The sequence below is a fragment of the Alcanivorax jadensis T9 genome (assembly GCF_000756655.1).
GTDB classification, from domain to species: Bacteria; Pseudomonadota; Gammaproteobacteria; order Pseudomonadales; family Alcanivoracaceae; genus Alcanivorax; species Alcanivorax jadensis.
The window spans coordinates 240,497-254,936 of record NZ_ARXU01000003.1; the positions used below are offsets into that span (position 1 = coordinate 240,497).

At 56.3% G+C, this 14,440-nt stretch carries 13 protein-coding genes; 9 read left to right on the forward strand and 4 right to left on the reverse strand.

The window, feature by feature from the left end; genetic code table 11:
* Positions 1–94 precede the first annotated feature (94 nt).
* The 4 genes from T9A_RS05790 to T9A_RS05805 all read left to right on the forward strand — a co-directional run bounded on the left by T9A_RS05790 (position 95) and on the right by T9A_RS05805 (position 5,038).
* Complete coding sequence (locus T9A_RS05790; protein ID WP_084573402.1) at positions 95–1,321, forward strand: FG-GAP-like repeat-containing protein; 1,227 nt, start codon at positions 95–97, stop codon at positions 1,319–1,321.
* Positions 1,322–1,381: 60 nt separating this feature from the next.
* Complete coding sequence (locus T9A_RS05795) at positions 1,382–2,617, forward strand: FG-GAP-like repeat-containing protein (protein WP_035245940.1); 1,236 nt, start codon at positions 1,382–1,384, stop codon at positions 2,615–2,617.
* Positions 2,618–2,713: 96 nt separating this feature from the next.
* Complete coding sequence (locus T9A_RS05800; RefSeq protein ID WP_035245941.1) at positions 2,714–3,844, forward strand: hypothetical protein; 1,131 nt, start codon at positions 2,714–2,716, stop codon at positions 3,842–3,844.
* A gap of 6 nt (positions 3,845–3,850) precedes the next feature.
* Positions 3,851–5,038, forward strand: a complete 1,188-nt coding sequence (locus tag T9A_RS05805) for a glycosyltransferase (protein ID WP_035245943.1) — start codon at positions 3,851–3,853, stop codon at positions 5,036–5,038.
* A 116-nt stretch (positions 5,039–5,154) separates the two neighbouring features.
* Here the strand turns inward: T9A_RS05805 and T9A_RS05810 are convergent, their stop codons facing one another.
* The 3 genes from T9A_RS05810 to T9A_RS05820 form a co-directional block, all read right to left on the reverse strand.
* Entirely contained in the window at positions 5,155–7,263 is a 2,109-nt protein-coding gene (locus T9A_RS05810) for a VIT and vWA domain-containing protein (protein ID WP_035245948.1), read from the reverse strand.
* A 177-nt stretch (positions 7,264–7,440) separates the two neighbouring features.
* Complete coding sequence (locus T9A_RS05815; protein WP_035245950.1) at positions 7,441–7,929, reverse strand: hypothetical protein; 489 nt, start codon at positions 7,927–7,929, stop codon at positions 7,441–7,443.
* A gap of 133 nt (positions 7,930–8,062) precedes the next feature.
* A complete protein-coding gene (locus tag T9A_RS05820; protein ID WP_035245952.1) occupies positions 8,063–8,548 on the reverse strand; it encodes a YajQ family cyclic di-GMP-binding protein in 486 nt (161 codons plus the stop codon).
* Positions 8,549–8,690: 142 nt separating this feature from the next.
* Here T9A_RS05820 and T9A_RS05825 point away from each other — a divergent pair, with 142 nt between their 5' ends.
* From T9A_RS05825 to T9A_RS17165, 5 genes are all read left to right on the forward strand, one after another.
* The gene (locus tag T9A_RS05825) at positions 8,691–9,359 is read left to right on the forward strand and encodes a hypothetical protein (protein ID WP_156964840.1); all 669 of its coding nucleotides are present in this window, start codon (positions 8,691–8,693) and stop codon (positions 9,357–9,359) included.
* 116 nt (positions 9,360–9,475) lie between these two features.
* Entirely contained in the window at positions 9,476–10,435 is a 960-nt protein-coding gene (locus T9A_RS05830; protein WP_035245956.1) for a hypothetical protein, read from the forward strand.
* Positions 10,436–10,449: 14 nt separating this feature from the next.
* Entirely contained in the window at positions 10,450–10,716 is a 267-nt protein-coding gene (locus T9A_RS05835; RefSeq protein ID WP_035245957.1) for a hypothetical protein, read from the forward strand.
* 96 nt (positions 10,717–10,812) lie between these two features.
* Entirely contained in the window at positions 10,813–12,798 is a 1,986-nt protein-coding gene (locus T9A_RS05840; protein ID WP_198030621.1) for a helicase-related protein, read from the forward strand.
* A gap of 9 nt (positions 12,799–12,807) precedes the next feature.
* Entirely contained in the window at positions 12,808–13,161 is a 354-nt protein-coding gene (locus T9A_RS17165) for a hypothetical protein (protein WP_198030622.1), read from the forward strand.
* An 82-nt stretch (positions 13,162–13,243) separates the two neighbouring features.
* On the opposite strand, the gene T9A_RS16575 is transcribed toward T9A_RS17165, so the two are convergent.
* Positions 13,244–14,422, reverse strand: a complete 1,179-nt coding sequence (locus tag T9A_RS16575; protein WP_198030623.1) for an OmpA family protein — start codon at positions 14,420–14,422, stop codon at positions 13,244–13,246.
* Between the last annotated feature and the right edge of the window lie 18 nt (positions 14,423–14,440).

A 14,440-nucleotide genomic window follows, 5' to 3' on the forward strand; every position in this document is an offset into this window, starting at 1 on the left:
TCACATTGTTGGAAAAGTGACCTAATATCGTGACGAAATGTAAAAAAGCGGCCAAGGATTAACGGCCAGACTCTGGGGTTGATGGGGGAAAATCATGTCTTTATTTAGTCGACAGCCGCTGGCTGCTGCTATTCGTGCGTCTATGCTTGGTGGTTTCGCCATCATTGCCAGCCCTTCATACGCTGGTTTCACCGAAGTGACCGAAAACAATCCGTTCGATGCTATTACCTCTGGCACAGTAATGCCGTCCCTGACTTTGCAGGATTTTGATGATGATGGTGATCTCGAGGCCGTTGTCTTCCATGCTGCGGACGCTGACAGTTTTCCCTATTACGGCAGTGATATCAGCTTTTATGAAAATACCGGCTCTGCCCAGAGTGCCGAATTCACCCAGGTCGCCGACGTTCCCATCTCCGGTTACGGTGGTGATACCTTCGAGGTAAACCCGTTTGCGAATTCCTGGACCTATAGCTCCTATGGCCACCCGGTGGCTGCTGGCGATCTGGATGGCGACGGGGATGCCGACTTTATTGGCGGTTCCAACACCTCTAGCGTGGAAATGTGGTTTGGGGTCACGACTACGGATGCCTATGGCGTAGCCACTAGCCTGGCCGACGGCTACCACAACGGCACGTATTACTGGTTTGACAGTCCCTATTACGGCCAGGGCCTGGTGCCTTATCTGGACGAATACGGCGGATATGCCTCAGCGGTACCTTTGGATATTGATGGTGATGACGATATGGACCTTGTCGTCATGGATAACCAGTTTGTTCGTGTCTATCAGAATAACGGCAGTATCGATGGCGTGGTTCAGCTGAATGAACTCACCGGCAGCAATAACCCCTTTTATGCGGGTGCTTCCAACAGCGTTTATATGGGTATCCCGGATGATATTCCTGCACTGAATCATTCAGAACACTACGGCGCCCCTCTGGCCGCCGGCGATGTGGATAACGACGGCGATACGGATGTCATCGTGGGGGTGCGTAACGGACCCGGGGATATGCTCTTGTTCGTGAACACCGGCACTGCTGGCATGGCCGTGTTTGAGCAACAAGCTGACGCCTCCCTGGACGTATCCACCGACATTTATGCCGCCCCGGTGATGGCCGATATCGATAACGACAATGATGACGATCTGGTCGTTGCTGAACAGCAGGCCAGTGGAGCTTCGTCTTATCGACTGTTCCTGAATGATGGCGCTGGTGCTACGGCGAACGAAAATAACACAGGAAATAGCAGCAGCTCGTCAGGTGGTGCTGTCGGTGGATTGCTTATCGGGCTGTCTTTGTTGCTGCTGCGTCGTCGTCGGCGTTAACGCTATACAGCCCGGTTTCTGCCGGGTTGTTATTTATCGGATACATAAAAGGAGATATTCATGAAGAAATTTCAACGTCGCCGTCTTGCCGTGGCTGTCGCAGCCTCCGTCGGCCTTGTCGGGGTCGCTAACGCCGCTTTCGAGGAAGTGACCGAAGCCAATCCGTTTGACGCTATTACGTCCACCGGTGGAAACCCGTCGCTGGTGATGATGGATCTGGATAATGATGGCGATAAAGATGCTGTCCTTTTCCATAATTATCAGAATGACAACTACCCATATAGCTATGGCGGAACCAGTGTCTGGGAAAATATCGGTAGTGCAACCGCGCCAGAGTTTTCTCATGTCCCTGATGTGAGCTATGCCGGCCCCGGTTATGCGGGTCAGGACATCGCAGTGAGCCCTTTTGCGGATGATTATGACCGCTATTATGGCCACCCGGTGTCCGCTGCCGACCTGGAAGGTGATGGTGATCTGGATTTCTTCGGTGGGCAGGACTGCGCCTATAGCAGCGCCCAGCTTTCTTTCGCCGAAGTTGAGAGCGATGAAAGTGGGGTTGTCACCGGTGTGACCCATTATCCGTTCACGTACAGTGGTGGTGGGTATGGCTCCAGTGCCAATCCGTTTTACGGTAATGTGCTGGCACCGAGCGCCGCCTACGCTGGCTGTGGATCTGTAAGCTTTGCTGCCGGGGATCTTGATAACGATAGCAAGATCGACATCGTCAGTGTGGATGAAGATACGTTGCGCGTATTCATGAATACGTCTATGACTGTCGAAACCACCCCCTATACTTTCATGGATCTTGGTGCCAACAGCCCATTGGTGGAAGCCAGTGCCTTGACGGCGCCCTATTACGGCGCCCCGGCTGTCCTTCACGATGTGGATGCCGACGGTGATCTGGATCTGGTGATGGGCACTGTTTCCGCTGCACCACTACGCCTTTTCATCAACGAGGGCACGGCCTCCACGGCAGATTTTGTCGAGGTCGAAGATACGTCCGGCAGCCTGGATGTGACCTCCACCGGTTGGGCTGCGCCCACCTTTGCCGACATGGATGGTGACGGCAAGGATGATCTGATTGTCGTAGAGTTGAATATGTCTGAGCCAGAACTCCAGCCTAGACAGTCTGAGAGACGGATTTCTTTGGAAGGCTCGCAAAGCATTCGTTATTTCCGCAATACTAGCGCGGATGACAGTGTTGCTGCGGAAGAGTCTTCTTCTAACGGCGGTTCCCTGGGTATCGCTGCTGTGTTGATGGGCATGCTGTTTGGGCTGCGTCGCCGCCGTCGCTAAGCCTTGGTCCCTCAAATAGAAGCGCCCGGGTTTTGCCCGGGCGCTTTTTTTTCGTCTCAGGCATGATGAAGCAAACGCTAATAGGTTGAGTGATCCATGTCTTTTATTGCTATTTGCGGCACTGGCTTTATCGGAGTCGGCCTGGCTTTGGCCTTGGAACGGCATCCCCGGCTGAAGGTCAGCCAAGTATATACGCGCCGCCCGGTGCGCGAGGTAGAGCATCCATTCCCGGAGGTTCTTACTAATGACCGTGAAAAGCTTCTTTCAGGCTGCGACTTGCTGGTGGAATGCAGTGGCGATGTCTTGCTTGCCAGTGAGATTGTCGCTGCCGCGCATCAACGCGGGATTCCTGTTGTCACCATGAATTCGGAATTTCACGTTACTGTTGGCAGTGCCTTTGTGGACACGGGCTATCTCACGGAAGCGGAAGGGGACCAGCCGGGCAGTTTGGCAGCACTGAATGAAAAAGTGACGGCCATGGGATTTCGGCCGGTGGTCTTCGGAAATATCAAAGGGTTCCTCAACACGAAACCATCCCGTGAGGATATGGTTTTCTGGTCAGAAAAGCAGGGGATCAGCCTTCCTCAGGTCACCGCCTTTACCGATGGCACCAAGATTCAGATTGAACAGGCTCTGGTGGCCAATGGGCTGGGCGCAAATCTGCTACGTTCAGGCATGATGGGGCCGGATTCCCCCGACCTGGAGGCGGCGGCAAAGCAGCTGGCGGAGATGGCAGAAGAGCACGAAGCCGGGCCAGTGAGTGACTATGTGCTTAATGCCGGTGGTCCTGCCGGGGTGTTTGTTGTTGCACGCCATGATGCGGAACAACAGCGCTTTCTCAAATATCTCAAGTTGGGTGAGGGGCCTTACTACTTTTTGCTGCAACCCTTTCACCTTTGTCACCTGGAAATGGTGGGAACGATAGAGGCCGTTCTGAATGGCAGGCAACCCCTGTTGAATAATGGAAGAAAACCCTCTGTCGGAGTGTGTGCGATCGCAAAGGCCGACATGGAATCTGGAGACATTGTGACGCGAGCCTTGGGGAGTTTTGTGTTCCGGGGCGAGACCCTTCCCTTTGAGCAACATCGTGATTTTGTGCCGATAGGGTTGCTGCAGGATTGCCAGCTGATCGATACCATTCGCGAAGGCGACAGGGTTCGCTGGGATCATGTAACGGTGCCAGATTCACTGGCGCTGCGCCTTTTCAATACCTTGCTGGAAGAGTGATAAAAGATGGCGCATCTGGTCGTTGGCTGGGAGCTGGGGCATGGCATGGGCCACATCATGCCACTGCGCATGCTTGCTGAAGTTTTACTGGAAAAAGGACATCAACTGACATTCATCGTGCGAGATGTCTCTGCGGCACAGCGCGCGTTGGAAGGTCTGGATGTTGTCTGGTTGCAAACTCCTCAAGTGACCTACCGCCCCTGGGAAATGACTCGCACCGATTGCTACTCTCAATTGCTGGGTAATATCGGATTTCGGGATCCCGAAAAACTGATGTCTACGGTTACCGGGTGGCGCAGCCTTCTCAGCGCGTTGCAGCCGGATGCCGCACTATTGGAATTCGCGCCATCAGCAATGATTGCCTGTTATATGGAACGTATTCCGTTTGCCTTGCAGGGCAATGGATTTTTTTGTCCTCCTGCCGAGGAGGAGCCCTTCGGGGTTATCAGCAACAAGTTGTCTGAAAAACAGCGAAGACATCAGGATGTCATGTTGCTGGACAGCATAAACACCGTTATTGGTGATAGTCGACCTGCGCTTGAGCATGTTTCTGAACTCTATCGGCTATCTTGCCTGAACGTACTGACCAGTTTTCGCGAGCTGGATCATTTCTGCCGTGACAATGATGATATTTTCCGTGGCGCCTGGGTACCGTCGATTCCAATTTCACCGCGCTGGCCAAAAGGGGAGGGGAAGCGGATTTTTGCCTATCTGACTGCCCGCCCCGGGGTCGACAAAGTCCTTGCGATGCTAAGTCGAACCGGTTTGCCGACCCTGGTGTATTGCCCTGGTGTTGAGGGTAAATTCCGAGCTCCGTTCGAAAACCAAAAGTGTCGTTTTCTTGATGGGTTGGTAGATATCAAGAAGCTGGCTGAGCAGTCCTCTCTGGGTGTGTTTCATGGCAATCATTCCTCCACCGCCATGTTCATGCTTGCAGGTACTCCGACTATGCAGATACCTCTGTATATGGAGCAGTTGATGTTTGCCCGCCGAATCAAAGCCATGGGAGCCGGGGAGATCGCTACTCTCGACCAGCCTCAACGGATTGCTGCGGGGATCAATGCCATCATGTCCAGTCCTGGCTATGGCGAAAGCGCGAGACGTTTTGCGGATCAGTATCGTGATTACGATCAGAATTGCGCCATTCGGCAGGCAGCGGCGGACCTGGAAGTGGCGCTTGGATTAAGCGCGTAGAAGCGTTTTTCGCCGCCACTATTCTGCGTTGTTGCTCATTGACCGGAAAGATTTCACTGTGCATCCGGGCAATGAGCCTGACTTTATTCAGCATTATTTTTTCTGATAACTCACCTTTATAAAATGTTCTCCGAGTTGTCGGGTTTTCGTCGCAGTCCGCCGCCGATAAGCAGGATCAGGAAGGGCAGTAGTGCGCTGATACCGAAGGCGCCGCCACTCCCGGCCCCGCCGCCGCTGTAGGAAGGCTGGTTACTGGTGTACATGGGCTGTGCCTGGTCCACCCGGTTGCTGGTGGGCGCCTTGGTCTGGCGTTGGGCCTTGGCCAGTTTTTCGATGTCCCGACGTTTGGCATTGCGACGCTCAATATCGTATTCCGCGAACACCTCATCGCGCAGCACCACCATGGAGGTGTAGTTAGTGACCAGTCCGTATTCCAGGCCCAGGTCTACGATGCCTTGCTGCAGGTCCTTTTCTTCGCCGAAATAATTGATCTCCCGCTGCATGCCCTGAATGGTGGCGTAGGCCCACAGGCGATCCAGCTCCGGGTTATCGCCGCCGGTGACGGGGAAGTCGAAACGGGTTTTGTATTGCTTGTCCTGGCCACCCACGTTGGCACGCAGGGTGACTTTCGCCGGGCCGTCACCCCAGTAGTGGCCGAGCAACACGATCTGACGGCCATGGTAGATGCTACCGACACGTTGCGGTTGCAGGTTGGCGGTGCGAACGCCGTCGATATCGATCTCCACGTCGTTCATGGCCTGGTGGGTGAGCTTGGCGGTGGCGTTGAGAATCTGCCCGGCGATGTCATCGCTGTTGGACACGCTGATAGCAAAGCCGTTGCTGGCATCGGTCATGGCGGTGAGCATGGGCCTATTGCTGCTGTTGCCCATGACAAAGGTGAATAACCGAACGTCGTGGCTTTCCAGCAAGTCGATAAAATCTTTCTGCTGGGTCTTGCCCACGTTGGCTACGCCATCGGTGACCAAAACGATGCCGGTGGGACGATCTGCGTCGAGCGGTTTCAGGGCCAGGCTCAGGCCGCCGAACAGATTGGTACCGCCACGGGATTTGAGCTGCATGACTTTGTCCGTGTAGCGACGAATGCTGTCCGGTGTGGCATCTACAAAGCCGTTGGTAAGTTCTTCGGCGCGGTCATCAAACAGCACAATGCGAAAGCGGTCTCCGCCGCGCAGTTTGCCCAGGGCCTGGCTGACGCCGTCCGCCAGGGTGGCCAGCTTGGCATTCATGGAACCGGAAATATCCAGTACGAACACCCAGTCGCTGCCGGTGCTAATGGCTGGCAGATCATCACCAGGGGTGATGCTGAGCATGAAGGTGCCGCGGTCCTTGCCCGGTGCCTTGTAGGCTACCAGGTCCACGCTGCCGGGCAGGTCCTGCTGGTGGCGCCAGTAGACGACGATGTCCTGATTCAGGGTGAAGGCATTGGTCGGCTGGCCATTGGCGGGCGGGGGCGCGAAGTTCGCTCTTTCGCTGTTTTCGTCTTCCTTGCTGGTAACGGTGGCCGCGCGATTATCCAGTTTTACCTGCCATTGTTGTGGGTCCAGTTGCTGGATCTGCGCCTCGGGATGCTTGGGTAGGCGGAGGGCGTCCACCGGGTAGCCGCTACGCAGGTTCAGGGTAAAGCTGAAGTGTTCTTCCACACTGTTGTTGGCGGTCCAGAACGCCAGCTTCTTCTCGTCCACGCCGCCTTCTTCCAGCGGGTACACATAGCGGCCGATGCCGGTATCCACAAAAGCGGGCTGCATATAGACCAGCCGTACCCGTGTATCCTGGCCGGCGCGCACTGGTTGTACCCGCACATCAAAGGCCTTGTAGCTGTCCTTTTCGGTGAGGCCTGCCTCGCGACCGGCGGCTTTTTCCTGTTCGTAGACCTGGCGGGCCTGCTGTTTTTCCAGCACTTCGCCGATCACCGGCTTGCCGTCGATCCACACGGTGAATTCGGCAACGGTGCCGCGCTCGGGGACCGGGAAGCGGTAATAGGCTTCCAGATCCTGATCATTGGGGTTGTGGAAGACCTGCTCCACTTCGGTGATGGCGTAGCCGTCTTCCACGTCCACTGTGACATGTTGTTCTCGGATCTGCAGTGGTGGCAGGCTGCTGTTGGCTGGCGTCATCAACCCGGCGGCTAGGGCCGGTGTAGTCATGCTGCCCAACAGCAGGACCAGGCCGGCCAACAAACGGGTAAATCCGTTCCTGAAACCCATGATGATTCTCCTTGTTATCAATCACGGGAACAGTTGTAGGGCATTGGAGAGATTTTGTTAAACGGTGTTCATTAACAATTCATGTCGCGAGGTGTTCAATAGGAAGGCAAGTCTGAATCATCAACTGCTTGTTCGGCCCCAGGCACGGGTCGCAATGACCCGTGGAGCGATCTTCGATCAGCGTTTCAGTTGCTGCCGGGTCTGCTCAATTAGTGCAGCAAAATCCGGTTTGGTGATGAAGGCCAATACCAGGCTGTATACGCCATTCAAAATGGCCAGGTGGGCATCTGCCTGCATCAGACAGAAGGCGATAACGATCATGGCAACAAAATCGATCAGGCCCAACAGAATGAACATGCTGGTCTGCACTTGCATGGCGGCTTTCTCACCGTCGTTGGCTGGGGTGCTGCCTTGCAGGGGGCGCTGGGCAATGGTTGCCGGAGCCATCAGCAGGTTGCGCAGCGGTCTTGCCACCACCAGCATCAGTGCCATGGCCCCCAGCGCGCCCATGCGCAGGGTGTCCTGGGGTACCAGATCCATGGGCGCCTGATACTGGCCGAACCAGATCATCAGGGCGATGGCGATACCGATCATCATGGGGGCGGCGAGGACGGTAAACCAGAGCAGGTTGAGGCGTGGCACTGCCGGGTGCGAAGAAGCGGACATGAAGTCTCCTTGATTATTGTTATTGGTCCTTGAGCCAGCGAGCCCTCCGCCAGCCTCTGTAGGAGCTATGCTTGCATGGCGAACTTTCCCAACACCGAATTCTCCATGCAAGCATAGCTCCTACAATTAGTACCTAGTCTCTGAAATTATTGAACTGCAGCGGTGTTTCAATGCTTGATTCGCGCAGCAGTGACATCACCGCCTGCAGGTCATCACGCTTCTTGCCATTCACGCGAACCTGGTCGCCTTGAATGGAAGCCTGCACCTTGAGCTTGCTGTCCTTGATCATCTTTACGATCTGCTTGCCGAGGGGTTGCTCAATGCCCTGACGGAAAGTCAGTGTCAGCGAAAAAGTCTTGCCGCTATGTTCAGGCTTTTCCGGACGGTCGGCGCCAGCGACGCTGATGCCCTGCTTGACCGCCGCCTTGGCAAACAGCTCTTCCAGTTGCTGCACCTGAAAATCCGACTGGGTCTTCAGTGTCACATCCAGACCATTCTGCTCAATGCTGGCCTCGACGCCACGAAAGTCGAAACGGTTGGCTAGTTCGCGGTTGGCGTTATCCACCGCGTGGCGCAGGGCCACTTCATCAATTTCAGAGACGATATCGAAAGAAGGCATGGTAAGTCCGCAAGCATATTCCGTTGTAAGAAGGTTGCGATTATAGTCTTTTTGGTCTGCGGGTGCCCGTCAGGGTATCGACAGGCTTCATCGTTCAGGAAGAACGGCAAAAAAAACACCATAAAGATCGCGAGGGAACGTAATGAGTCAAGCTAATGCAATCGTCGTACTGTGTCCAAAACGCCCGGATTTAGCCGGCCAGCCTCTGCTGGGGCATGTGGGGTGGGGATTTGAACTGCCGGATGGGCAGTGGATGGTGGGAGCCGTGGAAGGTGACGGCTGGGCCAACGGAAATGGCATGAACGGCTTCTGGTCACGCAGAGTGTCGGGAGAAAGGCAGGCCACCCAAGTGTTTGCCAACATGGTGCATCATGGGGCGGAGTATAATTATTTCAAATATCTGACCATGACCAGTCAGGTATGGCCCGATCCTGATGCGGCATTGCGTGTTATGGCCTGGGTCAGCGCCCAGCCGTACCAGTTGTTCGGTCGCAACTGCATGAATTCCACCTACGATATTCTGCGCGCCTTTTCCCGGGGTGGGCATTTCAACGGCAAGATCCTGCCCAGCCCGGATTTCAACTGGATTCCCAATGGCTGGTTCAATGCCATTCAGGTGCCACAGAGTGATTATCACCATCTCCCTCCCGCTTCGCAGCCGGTACAGGCGTTTGCGGCAGCTGAGGCCGATCTGCAGGAAACGGCGGAATGCCCCGACTGGCGCAAGCCGGAGTCAGCAGATTATTTGCCGCTGGGTGGGGTGCCCGAGGAGCCTGTTAAGCCCGTTGAAGTGGTGCCCCCGGCGAATTAACCGGGAGTGAGAGGCGAGCAAATTGGCACGCTCGCTTTATATGCAACGAATGCCTCACTGGTTAGAGTGTAAGCGCACACCGGAGTGTGCGGACTCAACTCTGCCAGGAGGCAAACATGTCACTAAAGGAACGGTTGTCTGCGGACAACCTGCTGGATTCTCTCCCGGTTTCCCGGGATCTTCTCACCCGCCTGGGCGTTCTTGGCGCCCAGGTTTCCCGCAAAATCGCCATCGATCAAGTCAGCGTGCAAGACGGCACGCTCAGTAACCTGCGCGTGGACAAGGTCACTTTGGGCAGTGCCAGCATCGGCAATCTACACGTGGAAAATACCCAGGCCTCGGTGGATAGCGCCAAAGCCGTGCTCAACCAGGTGCGAACCATTGTCGAGCTGGGGTTCCGCCTGGACTGGAAAATTGACTTGGGCTGGCTAGGCAGCTGGGATGGCAACGAGGATATGGGCAGCCTGGATATCCCGGTGGATCTGGGCACCATCACAGTGCCGGACCTGGGTAATATCGACCTGCAGATTCCGGCCATTGATATTCCCGGTCTGGTGGCGCAGATGAAACCCATCGACCAGCTCAATCTGGGGAACCTGGATCTGTCCGGTATTCGCCTGGATAAACTGGGCCTGCCCAGCGCCGGGTTGTCCGTGACCGGTATGGGCATCGGCGAGCTGTCGCTCAGTTCCTTGTCGGTGCCAGGAGCGAACGGCGAAACCCTGCGGGTGAATCGGGCGGCTCCGACCGAACAGCTGGTCCTGCCCGGCGCCAGCCTGGAAAACATCAGCATCCCGTCCGTGACCATGCCGGCGGCCACCAGCCAGGCGTTCAATGTGGATGCCACGGCCTCGGATAAATCCCTGGGCGTGGATCTGGGCATCCTCAAGGTGAGCATCGCTGTCACCCCCACGGTGCATTTGAACGTGGGCAGCATGACGCTCAGTGATGCCAAGCTCGGTGCCACCCTGGGCAAGGTGTCGCTCAACGACATCAGCCTGCCGGTGGCCCTGGAGGGCATCAGCGGCGGCGAGCTGGGGCTGAACAGCATCAGCGTTAATAAACTCACATTCTGAACAGGGAGGTTGTCATGACATTGAGCCACAAGGAATTCGAAAAACGCTGGGAGCAGGCCCACCGCAAACAGCACATCACCCAGAAGAAGTCGTCCATTGCTCCGTTGGTGCACCTGTCGGTACTGACGATTCTGGATAACTACATGCACCAGCTGCACAAGGCGGTGGATGGCCATGCGCTCAGCAAGGAAGAGTGCGACGCGGTCTGTGAAAAAATCGCCGAGCTGAAACCGCTGGCCAAAAAAGCGGATGCCAAGGCGGCGAAATATCTGAAGGTTTGACCCTCCCTCCATGCGCCACTGCCGTCCAGTGGCGCTTGGTTCCCTGCGCCAGGCCCCTTACCATCGCGGTTTGATTCAGGGCGGATAGAAGGAGCCATGACAGATCACGATTCCCTTCCCATTGATGGACTGAAAACCCAGGTTGACGCGGCGTTGGCCGATGGCTCCATAGTGGTTTCAGCGGCCACAGGCTCAGGCAAGTCTACTCGCCTGCCGGTGTGGGCCGGGGCGCTGGGTCCCGTGTTGGTGGTTGAGCCGCGCCGCGTGGCTTGCACTGCACTGGCCACTTTTCTGGCGTCTTGCCGTCGCGAACACGTGGGCCAGTCTGTGGGCTACGCGATCCGTTTTGACCAGGCATTCAATGAAGACACCCATATCGTTTTCGTAACCCCAGGTATTGCTCTGCGCTGGTTGCAGGAAGGTCAGTTGGGGCGTTTTGCCACTATCATGCTGGATGAATTTCACGAGCGCCGCTGGGATACCGACCTACTGCTGGCCCTGCTGCGTGAGCACGGGCAATGTCGCTTGATTGTCACCTCGGCGACTCTGGATGGTGACCGCCTGTCGCGCTATCTGGATGCCCCGCATCTGATGTCTGAGGGACGTGGTTTTCTGGTGAGAGAAAACTATCAGGCCAGCAACGACCGGCAGATGCCATCGCGCCATGATCTGGCCAACCGTGTGCACAAAGCGGTTAGCGCAGGGCTGGCAAACACAAACGGTGATGTACTGGTGTTCATGCCCGGTCGCGGTGAAATCCAGCAGGTCGTATCCGTGCTCAAGGGATTGGAGGCGGATGTCATCCCCTTGCATGCGGGGGTGCCGGCGGCCGGGCAGCAGCGCGCCCTGCAGTCTGGTGCCCGTCGGCGCATCATCGTTGCCACCAATGTGGCGGAAACGTCCGTTACCATTCCCGGTGTCACCCTGGTGGTGGATAGCGGTATGGAGCGCCGAACTCATCAGCGTAATGGGCGAACGGTACTTTCCCTGCAACCCATCTCCCGGGCCAGAGCCGATCAGCGAAAGGGGCGTGCCGGGCGAACCGCGCCGGGAAGTGTCATCCGCTTGTGGGGTCGAAATGCTCCACTGGAGGAGCGCACTCCACCGGAAATCCAGCGCGAGGAGCTGGTGGATCTGGTGCTGGCATCGGCCTGTGTTGGCACACCGGTGGATACGTTAGTTTTTCCCGATCCCCTGCCTCCTGCCACACGGCAACGGGCTCTGGATCAGCTCGCTGCCCTGTCCGCCGTGGATGAAAAGGGACTGGCTACGGCACGTGGCCTTGCCCTGTCGGCCCTGCCGGTGGATACCTTTTTTGCCCACCTGATCATGGCCATGCCCGACGCTGACGCTACAGGCTGCATGGTGGATCTGGCTGCGGCTCTCAGCGTCTGGCGCCGGCCGGTGACGTTGCCGCGCGGTGAGGAAGGGCGGCAGGTCATGGCAGCCTGGCAGCCACAGCCCTGCGACGCCACGACCCTGATACAGGCAGTCCGCCAACGACCGCCCCGGGAACTGCAGCCGAACCTGGCAGCAAGGGATGAAGCGCGCAAGCTGGCAACACAGATGCGTCGGACTCTGGGTCTGCCGGAGATGCCGGATTCGTTGCCGAAGTCTCTGGCTGGCGTCTGGGGGGCGGCCGCCCGTGTGGCGCCGGATGCCGTATTTGTGCGGCGGGAAAAACGCAAGCGCCGTGAGGCCATGGGCAATGGAGTCAGTGAACTATGGATCGGTGATGACTCCCGTCTTGACGATGATGTGGAAGCAGCTCTTGTGCTGGATAGCCACAGCGTCCCCGGTCGCGGCACCCGTGAGACCTTCACTGCCGGCACCTGCCTGGCGCCATTATCGTTGTCGGTATTGGTAGGCCATGAACTGGCCGAACCCCGGGTCGGTCCGGTTCGGCAGATTAATGGTGAGCCGGTGGCGACACGGGAATGGTGTTATGCCGGCCGGGTGATTCACGCCGAGGTGGCGGAGCCGGAAGGTGCGGCTGCCTGTCAGGTCCTGGCCCGGCTGATTCTGTCAGAGGAGTTTCTTCATCCTGCCGGTGGGAAGCTGCTGGATGATCTGGAAGCCTGACAGTTATATGTGGCCCTGGAGGAAGGTAAGGGGGAGGTGCCGGAAGCAGAAGCCTGGCTGCTGAAAAAAATGGCAAGCCTGGGTGTGGAACGGATGGAAGACAGGTGGCTTCTTGAGGCGGATGACCTGCGTTTTCCAGGGATACCCGACTGGGAACGGGAACGATTCGATGACAAGTATCCACGCCGGGTAAACCTGAGTGATCTGAAACTTCGCATCCACTACAAGGTGCCGGTGCGCCAGGTTATTGCCGAATATGTCAGTGGTGGCCGAAAGGGTGATCCCAAGCGGTGGGAGCTGCCTGCCTGGTCGGGATGGAAGGTGAAATATCGCAAGGCCAGCCGGGTGGTGGATGTACGTTAGACAGGCGCCGCCAACCCCTCCCCCTCACCACTGCCTGGTGCATGGGAGAGTTGTTGAACAGGCGTCCTGATGTTGGGTGGCTTCAGTCTGTGGTATCGGGCTCATCAACGTTGGCGACAATTCTCACGCGACGATTGTTTTGACGTCCTTCAGGGGTTTCATTGGTGTCGATGGGGATGCTCTCGCCAAAGCCTGCTGTCTCGATGCGATCGGGGTTAATCGCATAGTACTCGACAAGATAGTTCCGGACGGCCATTGCCCGCTGCTCGGACAGGTCCTGATTTTTGGCTTCCGGACCGAGACAATCACAGTGGCCCTCAATGTACACAGTGGCTTGCGGGTTCTGTTCAAGAAACAGGGCCAGTTTGCGGAATAGGGGTCGTTGTTCTCTGTCAATATCGTCGCTGCCTTTGGGAAAATGCACGGTTCCTTCAAAGGAGTCCGGCTTGATAACCGGTGTGCTCACCATCACAGGGACTTCCACGGGAACTTCGACAATTTTTGTGACCGTTTCCGGGCGGGGTTTCTTGAAATGGTAGGTTGCCGCAATATCAATCCCATGGTCACCGCGGTTCTGATATTCCAGATTGATGTCCCATTTGTCATGGATATGGAAGTTCACACCGAGCATGCCTCCCATGCTGGATTTAACGTCGATGGTCTCTCTGATGTTTAGCGTGCCAACTGTGCCGGTTATGTCTGCTCTGCTGTCCTGGTAGAAGATGCCACCATAGACATCAAAAGACTGGTAGTTTTTTTGTAGCATGGTGCCGGCCAGAAAATCCCTGAGGCCGTCAGCTTCAATGGCATAATCTGTTGTCAGAACTCTTCCAACAAAATCGTAATCGGCATGATTGGTATATTGTAGAAAGGCACCAACATCGAATTGCTCTGACTCATAAAGCCGCCCCTTCAGTTGCATGCCAAAGAAGGTGTCTCTCAAGTCTGATCCCAGCTCCAGGGAGTCCTGGTCAGGGTCGTTGGAGATATCCTCATAACCATAGATTCCCGAAACCAACCAGCCTGGATGAAACTGATAGTTCAGGCGTAAATACGGTGCGTCACGGGTGATATCTTCCATGGCGTTGTCGGCCAGAGAGCCATCAATACCTTCGAAGTCACTGCGTTGGTAGTAATAGCCAACGTCGACGGAGACTTTGCCATCGTTGTCCCTGATGCTGGGCAACGAGCCAATGCCAGTTGCGTATGCCGGTGAGCTGATGAGAGCCATACAAGGCAACAAAGCCAGTATTTTCTTCATGTTGAATATACCATTTCC